22 protein-coding genes and 1 riboswitch are annotated in these 22327 nt (G+C 65.9%); of the genes, 11 read left to right on the top strand and 11 right to left on the bottom strand.

Features of this window, described 5'->3' with window-relative positions:
* Window positions 1-14: 14 nt before the first annotated feature.
* The 8 genes from AC07WJ_RS21930 to AC07WJ_RS21965 form a co-directional block, all read right to left on the bottom strand.
* On the bottom strand, window positions 15-311 hold the full coding sequence (locus tag AC07WJ_RS21930; RefSeq protein WP_494936767.1) for a hypothetical protein: 297 nt from the start codon (window positions 309-311) through the stop codon (window positions 15-17).
* A gap of 182 nt (window positions 312-493) precedes the next feature.
* Window positions 494-1504, bottom strand: a complete 1011-nt coding sequence (locus AC07WJ_RS21935) for an ROK family protein (protein ID WP_494936768.1) — start codon at window positions 1502-1504, stop codon at window positions 494-496.
* Entirely contained in the window at window positions 1399-2415 is a 1017-nt protein-coding gene (locus AC07WJ_RS21940) for an SIS domain-containing protein (protein WP_494936769.1), read from the bottom strand. The genes AC07WJ_RS21935 and AC07WJ_RS21940 overlap by 106 nt, the downstream gene beginning before the upstream one ends.
* A 7-nt stretch (window positions 2416-2422) precedes the next feature.
* The gene (locus AC07WJ_RS21945; protein WP_494936770.1) at window positions 2423-3253 is read right to left on the bottom strand and encodes a carbohydrate ABC transporter permease; all 831 of its coding nucleotides are present in this window, start codon (window positions 3251-3253) and stop codon (window positions 2423-2425) included.
* Between the two features lie 3 nt (window positions 3254-3256).
* Window positions 3257-4147 carry a carbohydrate ABC transporter permease gene (locus tag AC07WJ_RS21950; RefSeq protein ID WP_494936771.1) on the bottom strand — a complete coding sequence of 297 codons (891 nt, stop codon included), beginning with the start codon at window positions 4145-4147 and terminating at the stop codon, window positions 3257-3259.
* The gene (locus AC07WJ_RS21955) at window positions 4147-5187 is read right to left on the bottom strand and encodes a Gfo/Idh/MocA family protein (protein ID WP_494936772.1); all 1041 of its coding nucleotides are present in this window, start codon (window positions 5185-5187) and stop codon (window positions 4147-4149) included. The genes AC07WJ_RS21950 and AC07WJ_RS21955 overlap by 1 nt, the downstream gene beginning before the upstream one ends.
* An 18-nt stretch (window positions 5188-5205) precedes the next feature.
* Window positions 5206-6453, bottom strand: coding sequence for an ABC transporter substrate-binding protein (locus tag AC07WJ_RS21960; RefSeq protein WP_494936773.1), 1248 nt, complete (start codon window positions 6451-6453; stop codon window positions 5206-5208).
* Window positions 6454-6504: 51 nt separating this feature from the next.
* Window positions 6505-7755: a Gfo/Idh/MocA family protein gene (locus AC07WJ_RS21965; protein ID WP_494936774.1), complete on the bottom strand. Its 1251-nt coding sequence runs from the start codon at window positions 7753-7755 to the stop codon at window positions 6505-6507.
* 96 nt (window positions 7756-7851) lie between these two features.
* On the opposite strand from AC07WJ_RS21965, the gene AC07WJ_RS21970 reads away from it, so the two are divergent.
* The 5 genes from AC07WJ_RS21970 to AC07WJ_RS21990 all read left to right on the top strand — a co-directional run bounded on the left by AC07WJ_RS21970 (window position 7852) and on the right by AC07WJ_RS21990 (window position 12045).
* A complete protein-coding gene (locus tag AC07WJ_RS21970; RefSeq protein ID WP_494936775.1) occupies window positions 7852-9039 on the top strand; it encodes an ROK family transcriptional regulator in 1188 nt (395 codons plus the stop codon).
* 185 nt (window positions 9040-9224) lie between these two features.
* Window positions 9225-9767, top strand: a complete 543-nt coding sequence (gene ogt / locus AC07WJ_RS21975; protein ID WP_494936776.1) for a methylated-DNA--[protein]-cysteine S-methyltransferase — start codon at window positions 9225-9227, stop codon at window positions 9765-9767.
* A 157-nt stretch (window positions 9768-9924) separates the two neighbouring features.
* Entirely contained in the window at window positions 9925-10569 is a 645-nt protein-coding gene (locus AC07WJ_RS21980; protein WP_494936777.1) for a DUF47 domain-containing protein, read from the top strand.
* 16 nt (window positions 10570-10585) lie between these two features.
* Window positions 10586-11590: an inorganic phosphate transporter gene (locus tag AC07WJ_RS21985; protein WP_494936778.1), complete on the top strand. Its 1005-nt coding sequence runs from the start codon at window positions 10586-10588 to the stop codon at window positions 11588-11590.
* Window positions 11587-12045, top strand: a complete 459-nt coding sequence (locus AC07WJ_RS21990; protein WP_494936779.1) for an NUDIX hydrolase — start codon at window positions 11587-11589, stop codon at window positions 12043-12045. Before AC07WJ_RS21985 ends, AC07WJ_RS21990 begins: the two co-directional genes overlap by 4 nt.
* Before the next feature lie 39 nt (window positions 12046-12084).
* Here AC07WJ_RS21990 and AC07WJ_RS21995 read toward each other — a convergent pair whose 3' ends face one another.
* Together AC07WJ_RS21995 and AC07WJ_RS22000 are read right to left on the bottom strand one after the other, a co-directional pair.
* Window positions 12085-13335 (bottom strand): MFS transporter, encoded by a 1251-nt coding sequence (locus AC07WJ_RS21995; RefSeq protein WP_494936780.1) that lies wholly within the window; start codon window positions 13333-13335, stop codon window positions 12085-12087.
* A gap of 70 nt (window positions 13336-13405) precedes the next feature.
* A complete protein-coding gene (locus AC07WJ_RS22000; RefSeq protein WP_494936781.1) occupies window positions 13406-14428 on the bottom strand; it encodes an AraC family transcriptional regulator in 1023 nt (340 codons plus the stop codon).
* Window positions 14429-14751: 323 nt separating this feature from the next.
* On the opposite strand from AC07WJ_RS22000, the gene AC07WJ_RS22005 reads away from it, so the two are divergent.
* From AC07WJ_RS22005 to AC07WJ_RS22030, 6 genes are all read left to right on the top strand, one after another.
* On the top strand, window positions 14752-15564 hold the full coding sequence (locus tag AC07WJ_RS22005) for an ABC transporter ATP-binding protein (protein ID WP_494936782.1): 813 nt from the start codon (window positions 14752-14754) through the stop codon (window positions 15562-15564).
* 1 nt (window position 15565) lies between these two features.
* Complete coding sequence (locus AC07WJ_RS22010; protein ID WP_494936783.1) at window positions 15566-16315, top strand: ABC transporter ATP-binding protein; 750 nt, start codon at window positions 15566-15568, stop codon at window positions 16313-16315.
* Between the two features lie 93 nt (window positions 16316-16408).
* Window positions 16409-17314, top strand: coding sequence for a branched-chain amino acid ABC transporter permease (locus AC07WJ_RS22015; protein ID WP_494936784.1), 906 nt, complete (start codon window positions 16409-16411; stop codon window positions 17312-17314).
* A 4-nt stretch (window positions 17315-17318) separates the two neighbouring features.
* Window positions 17319-18359 (top strand): branched-chain amino acid ABC transporter permease, encoded by a 1041-nt coding sequence (locus tag AC07WJ_RS22020; RefSeq protein WP_494936785.1) that lies wholly within the window; start codon window positions 17319-17321, stop codon window positions 18357-18359.
* A 123-nt stretch (window positions 18360-18482) separates the two neighbouring features.
* Complete coding sequence (locus tag AC07WJ_RS22025) at window positions 18483-19709, top strand: ABC transporter substrate-binding protein (protein ID WP_494936786.1); 1227 nt, start codon at window positions 18483-18485, stop codon at window positions 19707-19709.
* Between the two features lie 101 nt (window positions 19710-19810).
* Window positions 19811-21358 carry an AMP-binding protein gene (locus AC07WJ_RS22030; protein ID WP_494936787.1) on the top strand — a complete coding sequence of 516 codons (1548 nt, stop codon included), beginning with the start codon at window positions 19811-19813 and terminating at the stop codon, window positions 21356-21358.
* Between the two features lie 64 nt (window positions 21359-21422).
* Here AC07WJ_RS22030 and AC07WJ_RS22035 read toward each other — a convergent pair whose 3' ends face one another.
* The gene (locus AC07WJ_RS22035; protein WP_494936788.1) at window positions 21423-21935 is read right to left on the bottom strand and encodes a 6,7-dimethyl-8-ribityllumazine synthase; all 513 of its coding nucleotides are present in this window, start codon (window positions 21933-21935) and stop codon (window positions 21423-21425) included.
* 88 nt (window positions 21936-22023) lie between these two features.
* Window positions 22024-22178, bottom strand: a riboswitch (FMN riboswitch).
* Window positions 22179-22327: the final 149 nt, after the last annotated feature.

Consider the following 22327-nt stretch of genomic DNA (forward strand, 5'->3'; position numbering starts at 1 on the left):
CGCATTCCGATCGGTCAGGGTTGGTAGGCGAGCACCAATTCCGGCGGACCGCCGCTGACGGTGCACGGCACGCCGTCGAGCAAGGTCGAGATATGACCCGCTTCCTCGGGCAGGAGAAACTGGCGAACTGCCCGGTCGCCCATGCTCAGCGACAGTGAACCGCCAACTTCATCGACTTCCTGGCGGCACAAATTGACCAATGTCATCAGATCAAGCCGAGCCCAACCTGTCAGGTCGACAACAACCCTGCCCCGCCTGAAATGTTGAGCCGCCTCATGAAAAGCACTATAGGCTTGTTCTACATCAACCATTTTCGGTCTCCGCGCCCGATAATTCTCAAATTCTGCGCACTACTGAATGAATTGCGGCTGCCCCACAGTCATAACGGCGCTTCGTTTATACGCAGGTGGAGACGAAAATGTGACCACTCTCGCTGCTCGCGGGAACGTGAGCGAACCGCGGCAAACGCGATCCAGGCGGCCGCGGGCCGGCCTCAGAGGCGCGATGCCCGCTCCGTGGCCCAGGCGGCGGCGCCAAGGACTCCGGCGTCCTGTCCGGTCGCGGCCAGCGCGACGGTCGTCCGCGCCAGCAGGAAGGGCCAGGTGAAGTCCGGCAGATGGCGCAATACGCGATCCCGAAAGGGCGGGCCCGCCGCCGCGATCCCGCCCGCCAGCAGGCAGGCCTCGAGGTTAATGAGGTTGATCATGCTGCCGCAAGCCTGCGCGATCCGCCGGCAAGTCACATCGAGCGCCAGGTCGGCAGCGGCTTCGCCCATGGCCGCTCGCGCGAAAATGTCCTCCGGCGGCACGCCGGCGCCACCTCCGGCATCGCGATAGGCCGCCGAAAAGCCCGCCGCGCAGGCGAAGGCCTCGAATGTGCCCGATGGCCCGGAGGCATCAAGCACCATTGCGCCGATCTCGGGCGGCTCGTCTTCGCTGCCGTGGATGACACGGCCACCAATGACGACGCCACCGCCGACGCCGGTTCCGAAGGTGATCAGCACGAAACGGGAAAGGCCTTGTCCGGCGCCATGACGCAGTTCGCCATAGGCGGCGGCGGCGCCGTCATTCAGTGTCACGACCGGGACATCCCACCGCATCCTGAGCGCGGCGGCCAATGATCGCTCGCGCAGCAGCGGCACATTCGACGTGCCGTCGATCATCAATCCATCGCCGGGGCGAGCGTGTCCGGGCGCGGCGATGCCGACGGCCCCGATGCTCCCACCCGCCTCGACCGCCATGGCCTCGATGGCGTCGACAAGCGCCTCGGTCAGATCGTCGAAGCTCGCCATGGCGACATAGGCGAGCCGGCGCCGGGCCAAGATATGCCCGGCGCCGCTCACCAGCCCCAGCTTGATCGCCGTGCCGCCAATATCGATACCGATCGCCACTGCCCCGGTCATGGCCGCGCGTCGGTCTTGATGGCGAGCTCGGCGGAGAGCGCGCCATGACGCATCACCTCCGGCTTCAAACCGCGTGCCTGGGCGAGTGCCACGGCCAGCCATTGAAACGGCACGGTAAGGCCAAGCGCACCCCAGGCGGTCGCCGGCAGGGCGACACCAGGCAACCAGGACGATCCGGCGGGGTTCAGCACCAGCACCCGACAGCCGCGCCGCGCCATCGCGGCAGCGACCGCCTCAGCCTCCGCCACCTCCTCGGCTCCCTCGGCGATCAGGATGGCGAGACTGCGTGCGGTCAGGCCGTGCAGCCGGCCATGCAGCAATTCCTCGGTGGGCACCGCGCTGGTCGGCAATCCCGCCATCTCGGCGATCTTCAGCGTCGCTTCCAGCGCCACGCCGTAATGGCCACGCCTGCCGGCGACGATCAGCATGTCCGCCGTCACGAGATCGGCGGCGAGACGCTCCGCGGCGACGCGCGACGGCTCGATCAGGGGCGCGAGTCCCGAGCCGCTCAGCCGCGGGCCCGGCGGCGCCCCCAGCGCCTCGGCGAGAACCAGCAGCATGGCGACCGAGCCGAGAAAGCCCTTGGTCTTCGGCCCGACGGGCTCGTCGCCAACCGGCATGATCAACATCCCGGCACCACTCGTGCCGAGCGGCGCCTGCGCCGAGGCCGTGATCGCAAGCGTCGAAAGGCCGGCCTCGACCGCGGCGCGCGCCGCGGCGATCGAGGTCGCGCTGGCGCCGCTTTGCGAGAGAACGAAGACCAGCGGCCGACGGCCGGCACGATGGCCGATCTCGGCGATGAAGTCCTGCGGTTCATGGACGAGCACGGCCCCGCGCCGAGCCGCGACGAAACGCGGACGGACAACCGTCAGGGCATTGAACGACGAGCCGCTGCCGACCAGCGCGATGCCGTCGAAAAGCGGCGGCCTCCAGGTCTCGGCGAAATGGTCCGCGGCGGCGATCGACCGGTCGAGAGCATCGGGCTGTTCGCGAATATAGGTGGGAATCGGCATGGTCAGGTCATCCTTTGATGCCGCCTTCGGTCAATCCGCTGCGGTAGAGCCGCTGGATCAGCGCAAAAGGCACGGCAATCGGAATGCTCAGCAGCACGGCGGCGGCCATCAGCCGCCCATAGTCGATCTGGTGCTGGCCGAGCAGATAGAACATCAGCACCGGCGCGGTCTGCGCCCGTTCCGACGTCGTATAGAGCAGAGCGAAGATATATTCCTGCCAGGACAGGACGAAGGCGAAGATGCCGGCGGTGACGACGCCGGGCATGGCGATCGGCAGAATGATCCGGCGGATCATGCCGAGATCGCCGCAGCCGTCGATACGGGCCGCCTCCTCGATCTCGACCGGAATGTCGCGCAGCGACGTGGCGATCATCCAGGTGCAGATCGGCAAGGTCACCGAGAGATAGGCGAAGACCAGGCCGCTCAGCGTATTCAGCAGGCCGACCGTCTGCAGGATGATGTAGAACGGGACGAAGAACACCATTGGCGGAAAGAACTGCGAGGCCAGGATGCCGATCAGCATCGGACGGCTGCCGCGCCGGGCAAGCCGGGTCAGGCCGTAAGCCGCGGGAATGGACAAGGCGAGACTGACGCCGGTGACGACCAGCGACACCACCGCGCTGTTGAACAGCGAACGCAGGAAGCGCGGATCGGCGAGAACGGCGGCGTAGTTGTCGAGGGTCGGGCGGGAGGGCCACCAGATGATCGGGGAGGAGACGACATCGGCAACCGGCTTGATGCTGGTCACCACCATCCAGGCATAGGGAAAGAGCACGAAGACGGCGGTGCCGACGAGCGTCAGATGTGCGGCGAGACGGGCAAGCCGGGAGCGGGGCATCGCTTAGTCCTCCCGGCCGCGGGCGGGATCGGCGACACGCAGATAGGCAAGCGTAATCGCCAGGATCAGCGCGAACAGCACCATGGAAGCCGCCGCGGCGAGACCGAAGTCGAATGCATCGAAGGCCACCTTGTAGATGTAGAGGCCGATCACCTCGGTCGCGCGCAACGGCCCGCCACCGGTCATGATGATCGACAGGGTGAAAGCATTGAAGGCCCATATCGTCGACAGAAGCACGGCCGTCGCGATCGACGGCGCGAGCATCGGCACGGTGACGTAACGCAGCGTCTGCCAGCGCCCGGCACCGTCGATGGTCGCGGCCTCGTTGAGCTCGCGCGGGATCGCTTGCAGGCCGGTGAACAGCGTGATCGCCACCAGCGGGAAGAACTTCCAGGTATTGGCGAGGATCAGCGAGAACTGGGCGAGCCCAGGCGAGGCGAGCCACGCCACCGGCTGATCGATCACGCCGAGCCGCGTCAGCACGTCGTTCATGACGCCGAGGTCCGGGTGATAGAGCCAGAGGAAGACCACGGCGACAATGACGAAGGACGACACCCAGGGCACCATGACGATGGCGCTGTACAGCGCTCGGAAATGGGTCACGGTGTTCAGCGCCAGCGCCACGGCGAGACCGAGCGCCAGCTGCAGGCCGACATTGCCGACGACCCAGATGCCGGTCACCGCCATGGCGTTCCAGAAAGCCGGCGCATCGATCAGCGCGGCGAAATTGGCGCCCCCGACGAAGCGCCAGTTGTCGCGCATGGCGTCATAACGCCAGAAGGCGAGGCCGGCATTGTAGAGCGCCGGCAGCACCACGGCCGCCGCGAGCACGGCCAGAAGCGGCGCGGCGAACAGGTAGCCGCGCAGCGTCGGATGATTTGCCAGCGCACGCATCACGCGGCGATCGGCTGCCAGGTTCCGGTCGAGGCGGACCTGTAGGCCGCGTCCATGACCCGGTTGACCACCACGCCGTCGGCAAAGGTCACTTTCGGCCGGCTGCCGGTTCGAATGCAGTCGATGAAGTGGCGGATCTGATCGAAATAGCCATAACGCCAATATTCATCGACGGTGGGGAACAGCCAGCCGCGGTCGTTCTCCAGCTTCTCGCTGAAATAGCGTTCGGTCTTCGACCGGGTGAACACCTTGATCGGCTGGGTGATGCCGGCGCGGTCATAGCTGATCATGCCGTCCTCCCCGTTGATCTCAAGGGTGACCTGCATGCCGCCGCGCTGGATCCAGGATGCCTCGCACTGCCCCATGGCGCCGCCGGGATAGCGCATCAGGGCAATCGCATGATCTTCGCAGTCGGTATCGTGGAACAGCGTCGGCGTGTGGGCCAGGACCGCCTCGGGCGCCTTGCCGAGCAGCATGTTGAAGACGGCGATCAGGTGGCAGCCCATATCCATCAGCGCTCCGCCGCCGGACAGTTCCTTCTGCCAGAACCAGGGCGAATGCGGACCGAAATGAGCCTCCTTGCCGCGCAGCCAAAGCGGCTTGCCGATCACCCCCTGATCGACAATGTCGAGAATCTCGCGGAAGTCCGGGGCATAGATCATGTTCTCGCCATAGGCATGAACGACGCCGGCCTTTTCCACCGCATCGAACATTTGCAGCGCTTCCGCTTCGGTGCGGCCGAGCGGCTTCTCGCACAGGATGTGCTTGCCGGCGGCGGCCGCGAGCAGTCCATAGTCGCGATGGCAGTGGTTCGGCAGGCAGAGGTCGACCGCGTCGAACTCCGGGCCGGCCATCAGTTCGTCCCAACTCGTCGCGCAATGGCCGATCCGCGTCCGGCCGGCGAAGGCCTCCGCCTTCGTCCGGTCGCGGCCGAGCACCGAGACCACCCTGGCATTGTCGAGACGCGCGTAAACCTGGGCCCGGAATTCGGCGATGAAACCGGTTCCGAGCATGGCCACCCGCACAGGTGAAGAGTTCATCGGGGCATGTCCTGTCGATTATGCAATGAGGCCGTCGATGCGCTTGCTGGCATCGGCCGCGGCGGCTTCGGCCGTCGCCCGGCCGGCAAGGACCTGCTGCACGGCATCGCCGACCACATCGGCGATCTCGGTGAACCTGGCGGTGACCGTGAAGGGAATGGCTTGCGGGACGGCCGCCAGCCAGGGCGCGTAGGCGGGCGTCGCGAAGCGGGCATCCCGCGCTGCCGATCTGCGCGCCGGCAAGGTCACCACGCTTTTGGCCATGTTCTCCGGCTTCAGCAGGAACTCGACGAACCGGAAGGCCTCGGCCTGGTTCCGCCCGCCCTTGAACATCGCGTAATACCAGGACGAGGTCAGGTAGCGCGGCGACTTGCCGGCCGCCGGCGGCAATTGCGCCACCGCCCATTGCAGGTTCGGCGCCTGCTCGCGCAAGGAGCCGCCGCGCCACGGACCGTCGATGATCATGGCCGCGCGACCGGTCAGGAACAGCTGGTTGACGTCGTTCAGGCCATTGGCCATGGCCGAAGGCTGCGCCGCCTTATGCTTGACCAGCAGGTCGGTATAGAAGCGCAGGGCAGCGATCGATTCCGGTTGGGCGAAAGCGGACTTCCGGCCGTCCGGCGTCAGGAGATCGCCGTGGAAGGCGTAGAGGAAATTGATATAGCGGCTGATCAGGCTCGCATCCTTGGCGCCGAGCAGACCCCAGCCATAGACTCCGCCGCCGGTCAGCTTTTTCGCCGCCTCGGCAAGCTCTTCCATGGTCTTCGGGAAGGCCGCGATGCCGGCCTTCTGGAACAGTTCGGTATTGTAATAGACCATCCACGGGTCGACCCGATCCGGCACGGCGAACAGCCGCTGGTTCAACGCGGCCCCGCGCCAAGGCTCCTCATACCAGTCGGCGCGGTCGAGCTTGCCGACCTCGGCGGTGATGTCCTGAAGCAGACCCGGAGCGGCCATTTCCGGCACCCAGCGGCCATCGCAATAGGCGATATCCGGCGGATCGCCGGCACGCGCCGAAACCACCAGGCGCTGGCGCAGAACCGGGAACGGCAAGGAAATCAGCTCGATCTTCACATTCGGATTGAGCCGTTCGTAATCGGCGAAAATACCGGTCACCGCCTTCTGCTGTTCGGTGCTGTCCCAGGCGGGATAGGCGATCTTCAACGTCACCGCCGTTTGCGCCCGGGCCCTGCCGGCAAGCCCACCGGTCGCCAGTCCGCCCATTGCCAATCCACCGAGCGTGGTGCGCCGCGTCAAACCCCTCATGCCATCCTCCTCCGTCCTTGCGCGCAAGCCGTCCTGCCTGCTCTCGCCTTGTTATTTCAGCCTGGGCCGCGCAACCGGCGGCACGTAGTCCTCGAGATCGGGATCCGGCAGGGCGACGGTCCGCCCGAGTTCGGCCGACCGGTAGAGCGCCATCAGCATCTCGACCACCGCGACGCCATCGGCAAAAGTCTCCATCGGCATGCGACGCGCCCGGAAACAGTCGACGAAATGGCGGTTCTCCAGGGTGTAGCCGTAGATGCCGGCCTCATCGTCCAGCACGGGCATCAAGCCCTGCTCGGCATTCTGTTTCTCCACCAGATCCTCGCCCGCGCTGCCGCTGACCTCGCGGGAAAGGAAGACCTTCAGGCCCGTGGAGAGCGAATTGAACTCCATGGAATATTCGGGCCCGAGCAATTCCAGCGTGATACGCAAGCCTGGGCCGACATAGGCCCAGGACGTCGTCGCCTCGATCACCGCTTCGTTGCCGTCAGGGTCCTGCAGGGTCAGGAGGCCGCGGGCGAAATCCTCGGCCGGCCGGTTCGCATAATCGATCTCGCCGCCGGTGCGCAGGCGCAATTGCTCCGCATAGGCCGGGCGGCGCCATTTCAGGGTCGACACCATGGCATTGGCGCTGGTGAGCCGCAGCGTGTCTCGCCGCTCGCCGGGCGCGGTGAGCAGATAGCGGGCAACCTCGACCGAATGGCACATCATGTCGGCGAGAACGCCACCGCCCTGCCGCTCGCCGTCCCAGAACCACGGTTCATGCGGGCCGGAATGTTCTTCCGTCGCGCGGGCGAGATAGGGCCTTCCGGCGTTGGGCACGGCCCGGCGCCAGATGATGTCGTGGCCCCGCTGCACCGCGGTCGAGAACAACTGGTTTTCCAGATAGCCGTGCAGCAGCCCGGCATCCTCGGCGAGCCGCAGCATTTCACGGGCTTCGCCGAGCGTGCGCGCCAGGGGCTTCTCGCAGGCCACGGCGTAGACCGAGGTCCGGCCGGCCTTGCGCGCGGCATGGATCGACCGCATCACCTCGAGCCTGGTGTGGTTGGGGCTGACGATCCAGATGGCATCGACCGCGCCCGATTCCAGCATGGCGTCGAGGCTCGGATAGGGCGTGCAGGAACCAAGTCCCGCGGCACTGGCTTCGATCGCGAAGGCTTCGCGCCGGGCCGCCGTTTTCGCCACGACGCCAGTCAAAACCACGTTGCGCACGCCGATCAGGGCACGCAGATGGAACCGCGCCATGAAGCCGGCGCCGACCATGCCCAACCGCAGCGGGCCCTCTTTCTCGACCGCGTTCATTTTGCCAGAAGCTCTTTCCAGAAAACCGTCGAATGATTATTCAATCAAATTGATTTAATCATTGAGCCGACGGCATGGCAACAGGGTTCGGACGCAATGGCGACATCTTCGGGAGGCGGCACCAATCTCGGCCACGCGCGGGCCTTCAACCGCCGCGTCGTCCTGGAAACCATCCGCTTGCATGGCCCCCTGTCGCGCGCCGACATCACCCGCCGCACCGGCCTTTCGGTACAGACCATCTCGAACATCGCCGAAGAGCTGGCGGCAGCCGGGATGCTGCGCGAGGAAGGCCGGCGCCAGGGCGGCCGCGGCGCTCCCGCGCTGGACCTGGCACTCGATCCCGATGGCGGCTTCACCTTCGGCCTGTCGATCGACCATCGTCGACTGGTGGTGCTGCTGGTCGACATTGCCGGCCGCCAACGCCGTCAGGCGAGCCTCGCCATCGATGGCCTGACGCCCGACGCGGTCCTGCCGATCATCGCCAGGACGGCCCGCGCGATGGCAGCCGAGGAGGGCGCGGCGCGGGAGCGCATCTGGGGGGCCGGCGTCGCCATGCCCATGGTGTTCGAGGACGGCGCACCGGTCGCCTTCGGGCCGAGCTCCATGCCGGCCTGGCAGGATTTCCCGATTGTCGCCCGGCTCGGCGACAGCCTCGACATGCCGGTGCTGGTGGAAAATGATGCCACCGCGGCAGCCGTCGGCGAACAGCTCTACGGCGTGGGCCGGCGGCTGCGCGACTTCTTCTACGTCTATGTCGGCGTCGGCGTCGGTGGCGGCATGATCCTGTCGGGCCACCCCTATCGCGGCAGCGCGGGACGTGCCGGCGAGCTCGGCCATGTGGTGGTCGATCCAGGCGGCCGCCCCTGCTCCTGCGGCAATCGCGGTTGCCTGGAGCGCTATGCCTCCCTGTCGGCGGCGCAGGCGGCTCTCGGCGGCCTCGCCGAGGGCGAAGCCCAGGTCGATGTCCAGGCGCTGACGGCCGGCGCCGCGGCACTGGACGGCTGGATGGACATCGCGGCACGCCATCTGCGCACCGCCTCGGTGATCGTCTCGAACCTTCTCGACCCGCAGGCGATCGTCATCGGCGGCATCATTCCGGAACCGCTGCTCACCGGCCTGATGCGCCGCCTGGACAGCGATGGAACACGGAGACCAGGGCAGCGGCCGATCCCGATTCTGCAGGCCGAGGTGGACCTCGAAACACCTGCGCTCGGTGGCGCGGCGCTACCGCTGTTTGCCGGCCTCGCGCCGGCCCTGTCACTGATGTCCAAACCCACGGGTTAGGCCAGCCGCGCCATGACCGGCGCGGCCGCGGGGCAGTACCGGTCGGACGGGCGACACTGCCGGCGGTGCGGCGCGCATCTTTCGGGTGGCCGGCGCCGCTGCGGCCGGCGATGATCATGGCCGAAAATCGCCAGACGGGTCATGATCGCCATGCGCGTCATGCCGCTTGCCCGGAGCCCTTCGCCTTGCCCCAGCAGACCTTTCTTCGCGAACTGATCGAGACGCCGACCGGCCGCATGCTCGTCATCACCGACGAGGACGGCCGCTTGCGGGCCGCCGACTGGCAGGACCATCAAGACCGCATGTTCCAGTTGGTCCGGCGCTATTATGGCGCGAACAGCATTCGGCTCGGCGAAGCGCCCGGGCCGACCCCGCCCGGTCGGGCCCTCATCGCCTATTTCGCCGGCGATCTGGGCGCCATCGACGGAATTCCTATTGCGACCAGCACCACGGACTTCCAGGCCGCGGTCTGGTCGGCGCTGCGCCGGATTCCGGCCGGAAAGACCATGAGCTACGGCGCGCTCGCCGCCCAGCTCGGCCGCCCGAACGCGGCGCGCGCGGTCGGCCACGCCAACGGCTCCAATCCGATCTCGATCGTCGTGCCCTGCCACCGGCTGATCGGCGCCAATGCCGCACTGACGGGCTATGGCGGCGGCATCGAGCGCAAGCGCTGGCTGCTGAACCATGAAGGCGCGCTCGCCCCGATGCCGGTTCTCGATCCGACCTGACGGGCGGCCCCACCCGCCGGACCGGCTGGCGGCGAACCGCGTCCACGCCGCCGCCGATCCGTGAAACTGTGAACTGCTGTCACAATCTCTTTACAGAGCGATTTCACGGGCCTATCGCCGATTGTGACGTCGTGTCGACGCGCTCGCGAGGCCCCCTATGCTCGGCTGGTTCCAGGCCCTGTTGCCGAAGGAAGAGAAGTTCTACGACCTGTTCGAGCAGCATGCCGAGACGCTGGTGGCGGGCGCCATGGCGCTCGACAAACTGCTGAGCGGCCAAGGCGACATCAGGGCCGAGATCGCCCGGATCATGGCCGAGGAGCAAAAGGCCGACGACATCGCTCGCGACGTCATGCTGGCGGTGCGGCGCACCTTCATCACCCCGTTCGACCGGGGCGACATCAAGACGCTGATTTCGGCAATGGACGACGCCATCGACCAGATGCGCAAGACCGTCAAGGCGATCACCCTGTTCGAAGTCGACCGGTTCGAGCCGGCGATGCAGGAATTGGGCGGAACCGTCGTGCAGGCCGCCGGCAAGGTGCGCGACCTGCTGCCGTTGCTGCGCGCGATGAACCAGAATTCGGCCCGGATCAACGCGATCGTCGAAGAGATCAGCGAGATCGAGGAAAAGTCGGACGAGATCCACGTGCAGGGCCTGAAGGCGCTGTTCAACAGCCATCGCACCGGGGATACAATGGGCTATATCGTCGGCGCCGAGATCTATGACCACTTGGAAAAAGTGGTGGACCGGTTCGAGGATGTCGCCAGGAGCATCTCCGGCATCGTCATCGAACATCTCTAACGAGACGGGGCCCGCCTTGGACTTGATCGCCACCGCGCCGTTCCTTCTCGTTCTGATCGCAGTCGCGCTTCTTTTCGACTTCCTCAATGGCCTGCACGACGCGGCGAACTCGATCGCCACCATCGTATCGACGCGCGTGCTGGCGCCGCGCTACGCGGTCTTCTGGGCGGCCTTCTTCAATTTCATCGCATTCCTGTTCTTCGGACTGCACGTGGCGCAAACCGTCGGCTCAGGCATCGTCTCGACGGCCATCGTCGACGATCGGGTGATCTTCGGTGCGCTGATGGGCGCCATCGCCTGGAACGTCATCACCTGGATCGCCGGTATTCCGTCGAGTTCGTCGCACGCCCTGATCGGCGGCCTGGTCGGTGCCGGCGTCGCCAAGGCCGGCGCCAGCGCGGTCGTCTGGTCCGGCCTGATCAAGACCGGCGCCGCGATCTTCCTGTCACCGGCTTTCGGTTTCTTCCTGGCGCTGCTGCTGGTGCTGATCGTCTCCTGGCTGTTCGTCAGGGTCACGCCGCTGCGCGTCGACGGCACGTTTCGCAGCCTGCAATTCGTCTCAGCCTCGCTCTATTCGCTTGGCCATGGCGGCAACGATGCGCAGAAGACCATGGGCATCATCGCGGTGCTCCTGTATTCCCACGGCATGATGGGCGACACATTCGACGTACCTTTCTGGGTGGTGATCAGTTGCCAGGCGGCAATGGCGCTCGGCACGCTGTTCGGCGGCTGGCGCATCGTGCACACCATGGGATCGAAGATCACCCGGCTGACGCCGCAACAGGGCTTCTGCGCCGAGACCGGTGGCGCCATCACCCTGTTCCTGGCGACCTATCTCGGCATTCCCGTCTCGACCACCCACACCATCACCGGCGCCATTGTCGGCGTCGGCGCGGCAAGGCGGGTCTCGGCGGTGCGCTGGGGCGTCGCGCGCCAGATCGTGTTCGCCTGGGTCGTGACCATGCCGATGGCGGCCTTGATCGCGGCGTGCGTCTACTGGCTGACAGGCCTTCTGCCGTGAAGGGGCCGAAGCCGACAAAGCCGGAGATCTCCCCGGTCAAGCCGCGCGTCCGCCGGCAATATGGCGTGCTGCCCTATCGGCTGGATCCCAGGCTCGAGGTCCTGCTGCTGACCTCTCGCGAAACCAGGCGCTGGGTCATCCCGAAGGGCTGGCCGATGAAAGGCAAGAAGCCGCACCAGAGCGCCGCGCGCGAGGCGCTGGAAGAGGCCGGCGTCACCGGCAAGACCGGCAACAAGGCACTCGGCGCCTATTCATACGTGAAACTCCTGAAAAACGGCCAGCTCGCGCCGTGCAAGGTCAAGGTGTTTCCTTTGCAGGTCCGGCGCCAGCGTGAGACCTGGCCCGAGCAGGAACAGCGCGACACCCGCTGGTTCGCGCCGGAGGAAGCCGCCGATGCGGTGCAGGAGCCGGAGCTGGCGCTGATCATCCGCGCCTTTGCCGCCGCCCGCAGCTGACACGCCCCGGCCCGCCGGCGGTGCATAGGCCGCCCGCCGTCAGACCTCCGGCGCCACCGCCTTTTCGCCGGTCGCCGGTGTGTGCGCCGAACCGCCCTCCCAGACGGCGTTCAGCCCCTTGGTGCCGAACAGCATCCAGATCGCCGCCGCCAAGGCGATCCCGGCCGACAGCGCAAACGGCGCCTGCGTGCCGAAGCGGCCGGCAATGGCGGTTCCAGCCGATGCCAGGACCAGCATGGAAACATTGCTGATGCAGAGGAAGGTGCTGAGTTCGGTCGCGGCACGCCGCGGATTGCAGATGCCGAGAACCAGGCTTCGGCTCGTGGCGAAATAGGCAAAGCTGATCAGCGAGGCACAGAGCACGAAGGCCACGGCGACCGCCGGGGTCGGATCGCCAAGGGTCATCGCAAGCCACGCATTGAGCAGGCAGGACAGCGCGAGCAAGGCGATCAGAACGCGCCGCGCGCCAATGCGTGCGACGATGGGCGCGGCCAGCGCCGCCCCGACCAGCCCGGCAAGATTGCCGCCGAAGACCCCGACGACGCCGATGCTCGCCATGCTCATCCCGGCATCGACCTGGACGATCGGTTTCATGCCTTGGGCAAGCAGAAGGCCGGTTTCGATGAACAGCAGGACGCCCAGCAGGCCACGCACCTCCGGCCGCCGGAACATCGAGAAACTGGCAAAAGGAGAGCCGGGTTCGCCGCCGGCCGGTTCGCCCCGATCGAACGGCACCAGGAACAGCACGCCGAAGCCGACGACCGTCAGCACGAGGAACAGCTCCACCACGGGGCGCCAGCCGAGATCGCCGGCGACGTAGAGCAACCCGCCGACGACAAGGCCGGCGAGGCCGGCACTGGCAGCCTGAATGCTCGCCCCGGCCACCCGCGCGGCCGGCCGGAGCGCCGTCACCATATAGCCGCCGGTCGCAGTGCCCTGCGTCGCCAGCGCGACGACCAGCAAGGCCGACGAGGCGATGACCGGCAGCGCCCCGTCGGCCGGATCGACCAGCAGCAGAAGCCCGACGCAAAACGCCGCGGCGACCTGGGCCAACACGATCCAGGACCGGCGGCGGCCCATCCTGGTCCAGCCGTAACGATCGATCAGCGGCGCCCAGATGAACCGAAAGGCATAGGGAAGGAAAGCCAGGAAGATGAGCCCGACGATCTCCGGCGGATAGCCCGCCTTGCGCAGGAAGCTCGGCACGACATGCAGGACGAACTGGAGGGCCATCGACTGGATGAGAAACGCGACCGCGATCGAGGTGAGCGGCGAGTGTCGCAGGAGCATTCCAGAGCTGTTCAGCATGACATGCCCGCCGGCAACCCCACGTGTTCGAGCCGGCGGGTCGATGCAATGCTCACATCGGCCCGTCCAGGCGCTCGGCCGCCGGGCCGGCCGGCAAGGCGACGGTTTCGCCTGCCCGCCGACCGTGTCGCATCTCGCCGGGAGAAAGGCCATAGGCCGCGCGAAAGCCGCGATGAAAAGTCGACAGGCTTTCGAAGCCGCAGGCATAGGCGACCTGGGTGATCGATTGAGCCGGTTGGATGATCAGCATGCGCCGGGCGCGCGCCAGCCGCTGGGCGAAGACGTAGCGGCTGAAGCTCTGGCCCGTCGGCTCGAACAATTGGTGCAGGCGCCGCACCGACAGGCCCAGCATCCCCGCGACGAACGCCGGCGACAGGTCCGGGCGGTGCAGATGGCTGCCGACGAGGTCGCGCGCGCCCTGCAAGACCCCTTCACTGATCGCGGCGCGGGTGTCTTCGCCCGGCGCACCGTCGTCGCCGCGCGCCGCAAGCGCGAGCTGAAGCAGCGTCTCGACCGCGAGATCGGCCGATGGGCCGGTGAGGTGCGGCGCCTGCGCCACGAACGAGTCGAAATAGGCATTCACGAGGCTGTTCAATCCAGGCGCCCGGTGCAGCGGCCTGGCCTCGAGATCCTTCCTGCCGGAGAAACGCCGGTAGGCCGCGAAAGGAACCTTGATGAACTGGCAACGGAAGCCAAGTCCGGGAGCCGACAGGTTGGCATAGGGCAGATCCGTATGGCCCATGGCCAAGGTGCCGGCCGATACGTCGCTGTCGCACCGGCCGGCCTTCAGCTGGCCCGCGCCGTCGATGAGCCGCCAGATGCAGAACGAATCGATGGGCACGCTGGCGATGTCGGCCTCTGTCCGCGCGACCCGGTAGGAGGCCTCCAGCCGGCCGACACGCATGTCGGCGAAGCTTGCCGGGCCGACCGAATGGAGGTCGACCGTGGCGCGGAAGTCTTTCCGGCTGGCGGGGTCGAGCTCGATGGTGACGCCAAAGGCAGCCTTGCCACGCTCCTCGCGCCAATGTGCGAACCGATGTTCGGCCGGAAGATCGTCGGTTGAAATCCTCAGCATGCGACGCTCCCCATGGCAATCGCCACCCGGCTCCAAAATGCCGCATCTCTTTCATATCGCAAAGCCTTGGCCACCGGACGCCCGATGCCCAGGGGTTTCGTCCAGACGCAGGCGCGGCGGTCCCCGCCACGACCGAAACAGGCGGCGGCCTCCGGCATGATCGATTGCCGAAACGGCGGCGAGCGCGACCACCCTACCCTTGCACCCCATCGGAGGCATGGCACGCAAGGGTGATTGCAGATGCGGCGGTTATCTGCTCACACTGCGAATAACAAAAATGGGCCGCGTGAAAGCGACAGGCCTTCCAGGGAGGATGACCGCCAATGACAGCCGTTGGTTCCGCGGCCGTGTCTCCAGGCGAGTCCCGCGCGGCGCTGCTCGCCGTCAGGGATATCTCCGTGCGTTTCGGCGGCATCATCGCGCTGAACGGCATCTCGTTCGACGTGCTGCCCGGTGACGTCGTCGGATTGATCGGCCCCAACGGCGCCGGCAAGACCACCTTGTTCAATTGCCTGAGCCGCCTCTACATCCCCAACAGCGGCGACATCCTGTTCGAGGGCCGGTCGATCATGACCGCGCCGCGCCATGCCATCGCTGCCATCGGCATGGGCCGCACCTTTCAGAACGTCGCCTTGTTCGACCGCATGTCGGTCCTGGACAACGTCAAGGTCGGCTGCCACAGCCAGACCTCCCAGGGGTTCCTGGCGAGCTTCCTGCGTACCGGCGGCGTCCATGCCGAGGAGCGCCGCATCGAGGAGCGGGCACGCGATCTGATCGCCTTCATGGGCCTCGACGCCTATGCCCAGATGCCGGCCGGCCCCCTGCCCTTTCCGATCCGCAAGCGTGTCGAGCTCGCCCGCGCGCTCGCCGCCCGCCCGAAGCTCCTGCTGCTCGACGAGCCGGCGGCCGGCCTCAACCACGACGAGATCGAGGTCCTGAAGGACCAGATCCGCCGGGTGCGCGAATATCAGAAGGTCACCACGCTGCTGGTCGAGCACCACATGAGCCTTGTGATGTCCGTCTCTGACAAGGTCGTGGCCATCGATTTCGGCCGCAAGATCGCCGATGGCACGCCGGCCGAGGTGCAGCGCAACCCCGAGGTCATCAGGGCCTATCTCGGAACGGAGGCGGCCTGACATGCAGCTCCGGACGCAGCCCCAAAGCCAGGCCGACACTGCACCGCTTCTGGAGATCGGCGGGCTGAAGGCCTTCTACGGCGCAACCCAGGCGCTGCACGGCGTCGATTTCACGCTGGCGCGCGGCGGCATCACAACGCTGCTCGGCGCCAATGGCGCCGGCAAGACGACGACCCTGCGCGCGATCTGCGGCATGGTCCGGCGCGAGGGGCGGCTCCTGTTCGATGGCCAGCCGATCGACAAGCTGGCGACCGAGGACATCGTGCGCCTGGGCGTCGCGCACGTGCCGGAGGGGCGCGGCACCTTCACCGGCCTGTCGGTCGAAGAGAACCTGAAGATCGCCACCTTCGGCCGGCGCGACAAGACCAGCGTCAAGCGCGACCTCGACCTGGTCTTCACCTATTTCCCGCGGCTGAAGGAACGCATCGCCCAGCAGGCCGGCACCTTGTCCGGCGGCGAACAGCAGATGCTGGCGATCAGCCGCGCGTTGATGCTGGGCCCGCGCCTGATGCTGCTCGACGAACCGTCCTTCGGGCTCGCGCCGCTAATCGTGCAGGAGATCTTCCACATCATGCGGCGGATCAACGCCGAGGCCGGCGTCGCCATGCTGCTGGTCGAGCAGAACGCGGCGCTGGCGCTGAACCTCGCCGACACCGTCTACGTCCTGGAAACCGGCCATGTCGTCATGTCCGGCGCATCCGAGGAGATGAAGAACAACGAGGGCATTCGCCGGTCCTATCTCGGCTACTAGACGCAAGCCACGCTGGTCAATCTTCGCTTCATTGCGAGCGGAGCCGACAACAACAACGGAGCGGCAAACGTTCCGGCCAACCAGAGGCAGTCCATGGAGCAGCTCATCCAGCAGATCGCATCCGGCCTTGCCAGCGGCGCCATCTACGCGCTCGTGGCGCTGGCCCTCGTGATGATCTTCACCGCGACCGACCACCTGAACTTCTCGCAAGGGGAACTGGCGATGTTCTCCACCTATCTCTGCTGGCAGCTGATCCAGTGGGGCATGGGCTTCTGGACCGCGCTCGGCCTCACCATCGCCCTGTCCTTCATCCTCGGCGTGCTGATCGAGCGCATCATCCTGCGGCCGCTGCACAATGCCTCGGTGCTGTCGGTCGTCGTGGTGTTCATCGGTCTCCTGGCGATCTTCCACTCGCTCGCCGGTGCCATCTGGAGCCACACGATCAAGAATTTCCCCTCGCCCTTCCCGGACATCTCCTTTCCCGGATCCGGCTATATCAGCTCCCACCAGATCGGCATGATCGGCGTCTCCGTCGTCATGCTGTTCGCGCTGTTCGCCTTCTTCCGCTTCACACCGCTCGGGCTTGCCATGCGGGCCGCGGCGCAGAACCCGGTATCGGCCCGGCTGGTCGGCATCAGGGTCGACTGGATGCTGGCGCTCGGCTGGGGCCTTGCCGCCTCGATCGGCGCGGTCGCCGGCGCCATGGTCGCGCCGGTCGTCTATCTCGAGCCGAACATGATGGCGTCGATCCTGCTCTATGGGTTCGCCGGCGCGCTGGTCGGCGGCATTTCCAGCCCGGGCGGCGCGGTGTTCGGCGGCTTCTTCGTCGGCGTGCTCGAAAACCTCGTCGCCTATCTCGGCAATCTCACCGAAAAGAGCTTCGGCATCTACATCATCGGCAATGGCGAAAAACTGACGGTCGCGCTGATCATCGTCATCACCATCCTGACCCTGAAGCCGGCCGGCCTGTTCGGCCGCGCCACAGTCAAGCGGGTGTAGCCACGTGACCACCATCACCACGACCGACCGCGTTACGCCCCAGGCTCCGGGCCATCTCGGCCGCTATCTGCTCTACGGCCTCATCGTATTGGCCGCGGCCTTGCCGTTCATCGGCGGCAAGACCGGGCTGATCAGCAATTTCACCTTCCTGCAGCTGAGCCTGATGATCGTCTATGCGATCGCGGTCCTCGGCCTCAATCTGCTGACCGGTTTCAACGGCCAGATCTCGCTCGGCCACGGCGCGTTCTTCGCCGCCGGCGCCTATGTCGCCGCCATCCTGATGGACCAGTACAACGTCAATTACTGGCTGACCTTGCCGGTGGCGGCGCTGTTCTGCTTCTGCGTCGGTTATCTCTTCGGCCTGCCGGCGCTCCGGCTCGAAGGCCACTACCTGGCGCTCGCCACCTTCGGCCTGGCCATCGCCGTGCCGCAAATGCTGAAATATCGCCACCTGGAGCCGTTCACCAACGGCGTCATGGGCATCAACCTGATCAAGCCCGACGCACCTTTCGGCTTGCCGCTGTCGGCGGACCAGTGGATGTATCTGGTGGTTCTGGGTGTCGCCGTCCTGATGTTCTGGTTCGCCCACAACCTGATCGACAGCCGGCCCGGCCGTGCGATCCGCGCGATCCGCGACCATCCCATGGCCGCCGGCACGATGGGCATCGATACGGCGCGCTACAAGGCCACCGTCTTCGGCATATCGGCGCTCTACACCGGTGTCGCCGGCGCGCTGCACGCGATCATCTTCGAATTCGTCGCACCCGACAGCTTCCGCTTCGAATTGTCGATCGCCATCCTGGTCGGCGCGGTGGTCGGCGGGGTCGCTTCGCTACCGGGCGCGGTGATCGGCGGCATCTTCGTCCAGGTCATCGAGAAATATGCCGATGCCGCGACCAAGGCGATGACGTCGGCCTTCCATCTGCCGATCGAACTCGAACCTTGGACCTTCTACGGCATCACGCTCATCGTCCTGATCTATGTCATGCCGACCGGTATCGCGGGCGGCCTGGCATCGCTTTTCGCCCGCTTCAAACGAAGCTGAACACCGTCCCGATCGAGGCCTATACTGTCCGAAAGACAAGGCAGGCCAACCAAGGCAGACCAATAATGAAACATGCGGCCGGAACCGGCCGCGCCAAGAAAACAACAACCGGAGGAAATGCCCATGACCACGATCAAGCGTCGAACTCTCATTTCCGGCCTCGGAGCCATGGCCCTGGCTCCCGTCTTTTCACCCGCCATCGCCCAGAAGCGCTACGACGACGGCGCCTCCGATACTGAAATCAAGATCGGCAACATCATGCCCTATTCGGGCAATGCCTCGGCCTATGGCGTGATCGGCCGCACGTCCGAAGCCTTCATGAAGAAGATCAATGACGACGGCGGCATCAACGGCCGCAAGGTCAATTTCATCACCTATGACGACGGCTACTCGCCGCCGAAAGCGGTCGAAATGGTGCGCAAGCTGGTCGAAGAGGACAAGGTCCTCCTGGTCTTCAACCCGCTCGGCACGCCGTCCAACACCGCCATCCAGCGCTACATGAACACCCGCAAGGTGCCTCAGCTGTTCGTCGCCACCGGCGCGTCGAAATGGGGCAATCCGGCCCAGTTCCCCTGGACCATGGGCTGGCAGCCCGACTACGCCACCGAAGCGGCGATCTACGCCAAGCATATCCTGGCGACCATTCCCAATGCCAAGATCGGCGTGCTCATGCAGAACGACGATTACGGCAAGGACTATTTCAACGGCTTCAAGGCCGGCTTGGGCAAGGACAACGAGCGCGCCATTGTCCAGATGTCGACCTATGAGGTGACCGACCCGACGGTCGACAGCCAGATGATCCAGCTGAAGAACTCCGGCGCCGGCGTGTTCTTCAACATCACCACGCCGAAATTCGCCGCCCAGGCGATCCGCAAGGCCCATGAGATCAACTGGAAGCCGGTCCACTACCTGAACAACGTCTCCTCGTCCTTCGGCTCGGTGCTGAAGCCGGCGGGGCTGGAGGCCTCGCAGGGCATCATCATCGCGCTGTACCGGAAGGACGCCAACGACCCGCAATGGGCCAATGCAGCCGACGTGCTGGCATGGCGCGCCTTCATGGCCAAATACATGCCCAATGCCGACCTGCGCGACGACGGGCACAATTTCGGCTACTCCGTCGCCAATACGCTGGTCCAGGTGCTGAAAGCCGCGGGGGACAACCTGACCCGCGAGAACGTCATGAAACAGGCGGCGAGCATCCGCGACTACGAAGCGCCGCTGCTGCTGCCCGGCATCAAGGTCAATACCAGCGCCACCGACTACTACCCGATCCAGTCGGTGCAACTGGCGCGTGTCAAGGGCGAGACCTTCGAGCTGTTCGGCAACGTCTTGTCGAACGAAAGCGTCTGAGGCGCGGAACCGCCAAGACCACGGGTGGGCGCGGCCCGCCCGTGGCACCGGCGCGCCGGCGAGACCGCGCGCCACTCCGGCGACACCACGGGAGCCTTTCGATGTTTGCAGGCAAGCATGTCCGCGAGCGGGCCGATCAGCCGGCCTATATCATGGCGGAGAGCCGCGAGCAGGTGACCTATGCCGAATTCGAGGCCCGCACAAACCGGCTGGCGCATCTGTTCAGGGCCCAGGGTCTCGAACGCCTCGACCACTTCGCGATCTTCATGGAGAACAATGTCCGCTATCTCGAATGCTGCGGGGCCGGCGAGCGGTCCGGGCTCTATTGCACCTGCATCAACTCCTATCTGCTGGCCGACGAGCTCGCCTATATCCTCAACAACAGCGAAGCCAAGGTGCTGATCACCTCGCGGGCGCGGCAGGCGGTGGCGGCCGAGGCGCTCAAGCAATGCCCCGATATCAGGCTGTGCCTGATCGTCGATGGCGCGACCGAGGCAGCCTTCGTCAATCTCGACGAGGCCACATCGGGTCTTCCCGCCACGCCGATCGCGGATGAATGGCTGGGCACGCCGATGCTCTACTCCTCCGGCACGACCGGCCGGCCGAAAGGCATCCTGAGGCCTCTGCCCGACAATCCACCGTCGCAGCCGCTGCCGCTCTACGACTTCCTCAACAAGCTCTGGCATTACCGTGAAGGCATGATCTACCTGTCGCCGGCGCCGCTCTATCACTCGGCGCCGCAGGCGGCCGTGGCGCTCGCCATTCGCAACGGCGCGACGATCATCATCATGGAGCATTTCGACCCCGAGCTTTACCTGTCGCTGGTCGAGGAATTCCGGGTGACGCACAGCCAGCTCGTGCCGACCATGTTCAGCCGCATGCTGAAGCTGCCGGACGAGGCCCGCGGACGACATGACCTGTCGTCGCTGGAGATCGCGGTTCATGCGGCCGCCCCCTGCCCGCCCCAGGTCAAGGCCGAGATGATCGACTGGTGGGGACCGATCATCCACGAATATTACGGGGCGACCGAGGGCATGGGCTTCACCGCCTGCGACAGCCAGCAATGGCTCGCGCATCCAGGCACGGTCGGGCGCGTGCTGCTCGGCGACCTGCATGTGCTCGACGAGGACATGCAGCCCTGCCCCAAGGGCCAGCCGGGCGGCCTCTGGTTCAAGACGGCGACGCCTTTCGTCTATTTCAACGATCCCGAACGGACCGCCCAGTCGCGCTCGGCCGACGGCACCATGTCGACCGTCGGCGATGTCGGTTATGTCGACGATGACGGCTTTCTCTACCTGACCGACCGCTCGACCTTCATGATCATTTCAGGCGGCGTGAACATCTATCCGCAGGAATGCGAGAACCTGCTGATCACCCATCCGAAAGTGGCCGACGCGGCGGTGTTCGGCGTACCCAATGCCGACTATGGCGAGGAGGTGAAGGCGGTGATCCAGCCCATGCCCGAGACGCGCTGCGGGCCGGAACTGGAGCAGGAGCTCATCGCCTTTTGCCGACAGCATCTGTCGCCACAGAAATGCCCGCGCTCGGTCGATTTCGACCCCCAGCTGCCGCGCCTGCCGACCGGCAAGCTCTACAAGAAGGGCCTGCGTGACCGCTATTGGGCCAACAAGGCCAGCCGCATCCTGTGACAGGATGCTGCCGGCCCTGAAAGAGGCCGCGGCGGGCGGCAAATAGCGCCGCCGCCGTTCCGGCTCAGGCGACCAAGGTCTTGAGCGCCCCGATATTCTCGATCGTCCTGGCGCAGGCGGCGGCTGCCTCCCTGCCCTTGACGACAAAATGGTCGCGGAAGAACTTCAGATGCTCGTCGTGCTCATGAAAATGCTGAGGTGTCAGCACAGCGGAGATGACCGGCACATCGGTGTCCATCTGCGCGCGCATCAGCCCGCTGATCACCGCGTCGGCGACGAATTCATGCCGGTAGATGCCGCCATCGACCACGAAACCCGCCGCGACAATGGCGGCATAGCGGCCGGTCCGGGCGAGCAGCTTGGCCTGCAGCGGGATTTCGAAGGCACCCGGCACTTCGAAGACGTCGATCGACGTCTCGGCAATACCGCGGCGTTCGAGTTCGGCGACAAATGCCGTGCGGCATTGGTCGACGATGTCCTTGTGCCAGCAGGCCTGGACAAAGGCGATACGGACGACCTCGGCCGAGACGGCCGGGCCGGCGCTGCTACCGGGAGAGTTCAGGAAAGTCTGATTCATGGTTGTCCTCAAAAGGTGAGACCAGAACCAGGACGTACGGGCGCCGCGCAAAAACGCGCCGCCGGAGCGGAGCGCCATCACGCGGATATCCCGTTCTCTTTCATCCGGACTGTGACCGTCGGCCTCGGAATCACACCGAGTCTGCTGACCTCGCAGATCTTCGACCTGCGAGCGCTCGCGGGCTTCGGCACATAAGGTGCCATTACCGCCGGTGGGGACTTTCACCCCGCCCTGAGAACGTTTCGCCGCCCCGTGACACGAGACGACGCGGCATCATCCTGCCGAGCGCGAGCACGTCCCGTCAAGAGGCACCGATGCCCGCTGCGCCGCAACAACGACAGCGCCAGATCTCCTCTTGTCTTTTCTTGCATCGCAGCGACCGCTCTGCAGCA

The sequence above is a fragment of the Phreatobacter sp. GW821-FHT04C01 genome (assembly GCF_059420385.1).

Bases quoted from the DNA above. Each gene is read 5' to 3' on its own strand.
- AC07WJ_RS21930 (WP_494936767.1), bottom strand. From the start codon at position 311: ATGGTTGATGTAGAACAAGCCTATAGTGCTTTTCATGAGGCGGCTCAA.
- AC07WJ_RS21935 (WP_494936768.1), bottom strand. From the start codon at position 1,504: ATGGCTGGCCGTGGCACTCGCCCAGGCACGCGGTTTGAAGCCGGAGGT.
- AC07WJ_RS21940 (WP_494936769.1), bottom strand. From the start codon at position 2,415: ATGCCGATTCCCACCTATATTCGCGAACAGCCCGATGCTCTCGACCGG.
- AC07WJ_RS21945 (WP_494936770.1), bottom strand. From the start codon at position 3,253: ATGCCCCGCTCCCGGCTTGCCCGTCTCGCCGCACATCTGACGCTCGTC.
- AC07WJ_RS21950 (WP_494936771.1), bottom strand. From the start codon at position 4,147: ATGCGTGCGCTGGCAAATCATCCGACGCTGCGCGGCTACCTGTTCGCC.
- AC07WJ_RS21955 (WP_494936772.1), bottom strand. From the start codon at position 5,187: ATGAACTCTTCACCTGTGCGGGTGGCCATGCTCGGAACCGGTTTCATC.
- AC07WJ_RS21960 (WP_494936773.1), bottom strand. From the start codon at position 6,453: ATGAGGGGTTTGACGCGGCGCACCACGCTCGGTGGATTGGCAATGGGC.
- AC07WJ_RS21965 (WP_494936774.1), bottom strand. From the start codon at position 7,755: ATGAACGCGGTCGAGAAAGAGGGCCCGCTGCGGTTGGGCATGGTCGGC.
- AC07WJ_RS21970 (WP_494936775.1), top strand. From the start codon at position 7,852: ATGGCGACATCTTCGGGAGGCGGCACCAATCTCGGCCACGCGCGGGCC.
- AC07WJ_RS21980 (WP_494936777.1), top strand. From the start codon at position 9,925: ATGCTCGGCTGGTTCCAGGCCCTGTTGCCGAAGGAAGAGAAGTTCTAC.
- AC07WJ_RS21995 (WP_494936780.1), bottom strand. From the start codon at position 13,335: ATGCTCCTGCGACACTCGCCGCTCACCTCGATCGCGGTCGCGTTTCTC.
- AC07WJ_RS22000 (WP_494936781.1), bottom strand. From the start codon at position 14,428: ATGCTGAGGATTTCAACCGACGATCTTCCGGCCGAACATCGGTTCGCA.
- AC07WJ_RS22005 (WP_494936782.1), top strand. From the start codon at position 14,752: ATGACAGCCGTTGGTTCCGCGGCCGTGTCTCCAGGCGAGTCCCGCGCG.
- AC07WJ_RS22010 (WP_494936783.1), top strand. From the start codon at position 15,566: ATGCAGCTCCGGACGCAGCCCCAAAGCCAGGCCGACACTGCACCGCTT.
- AC07WJ_RS22015 (WP_494936784.1), top strand. From the start codon at position 16,409: ATGGAGCAGCTCATCCAGCAGATCGCATCCGGCCTTGCCAGCGGCGCC.
- AC07WJ_RS22025 (WP_494936786.1), top strand. From the start codon at position 18,483: ATGACCACGATCAAGCGTCGAACTCTCATTTCCGGCCTCGGAGCCATG.
- AC07WJ_RS22030 (WP_494936787.1), top strand. From the start codon at position 19,811: ATGTTTGCAGGCAAGCATGTCCGCGAGCGGGCCGATCAGCCGGCCTAT.
- AC07WJ_RS22035 (WP_494936788.1), bottom strand. From the start codon at position 21,935: ATGAATCAGACTTTCCTGAACTCTCCCGGTAGCAGCGCCGGCCCGGCC.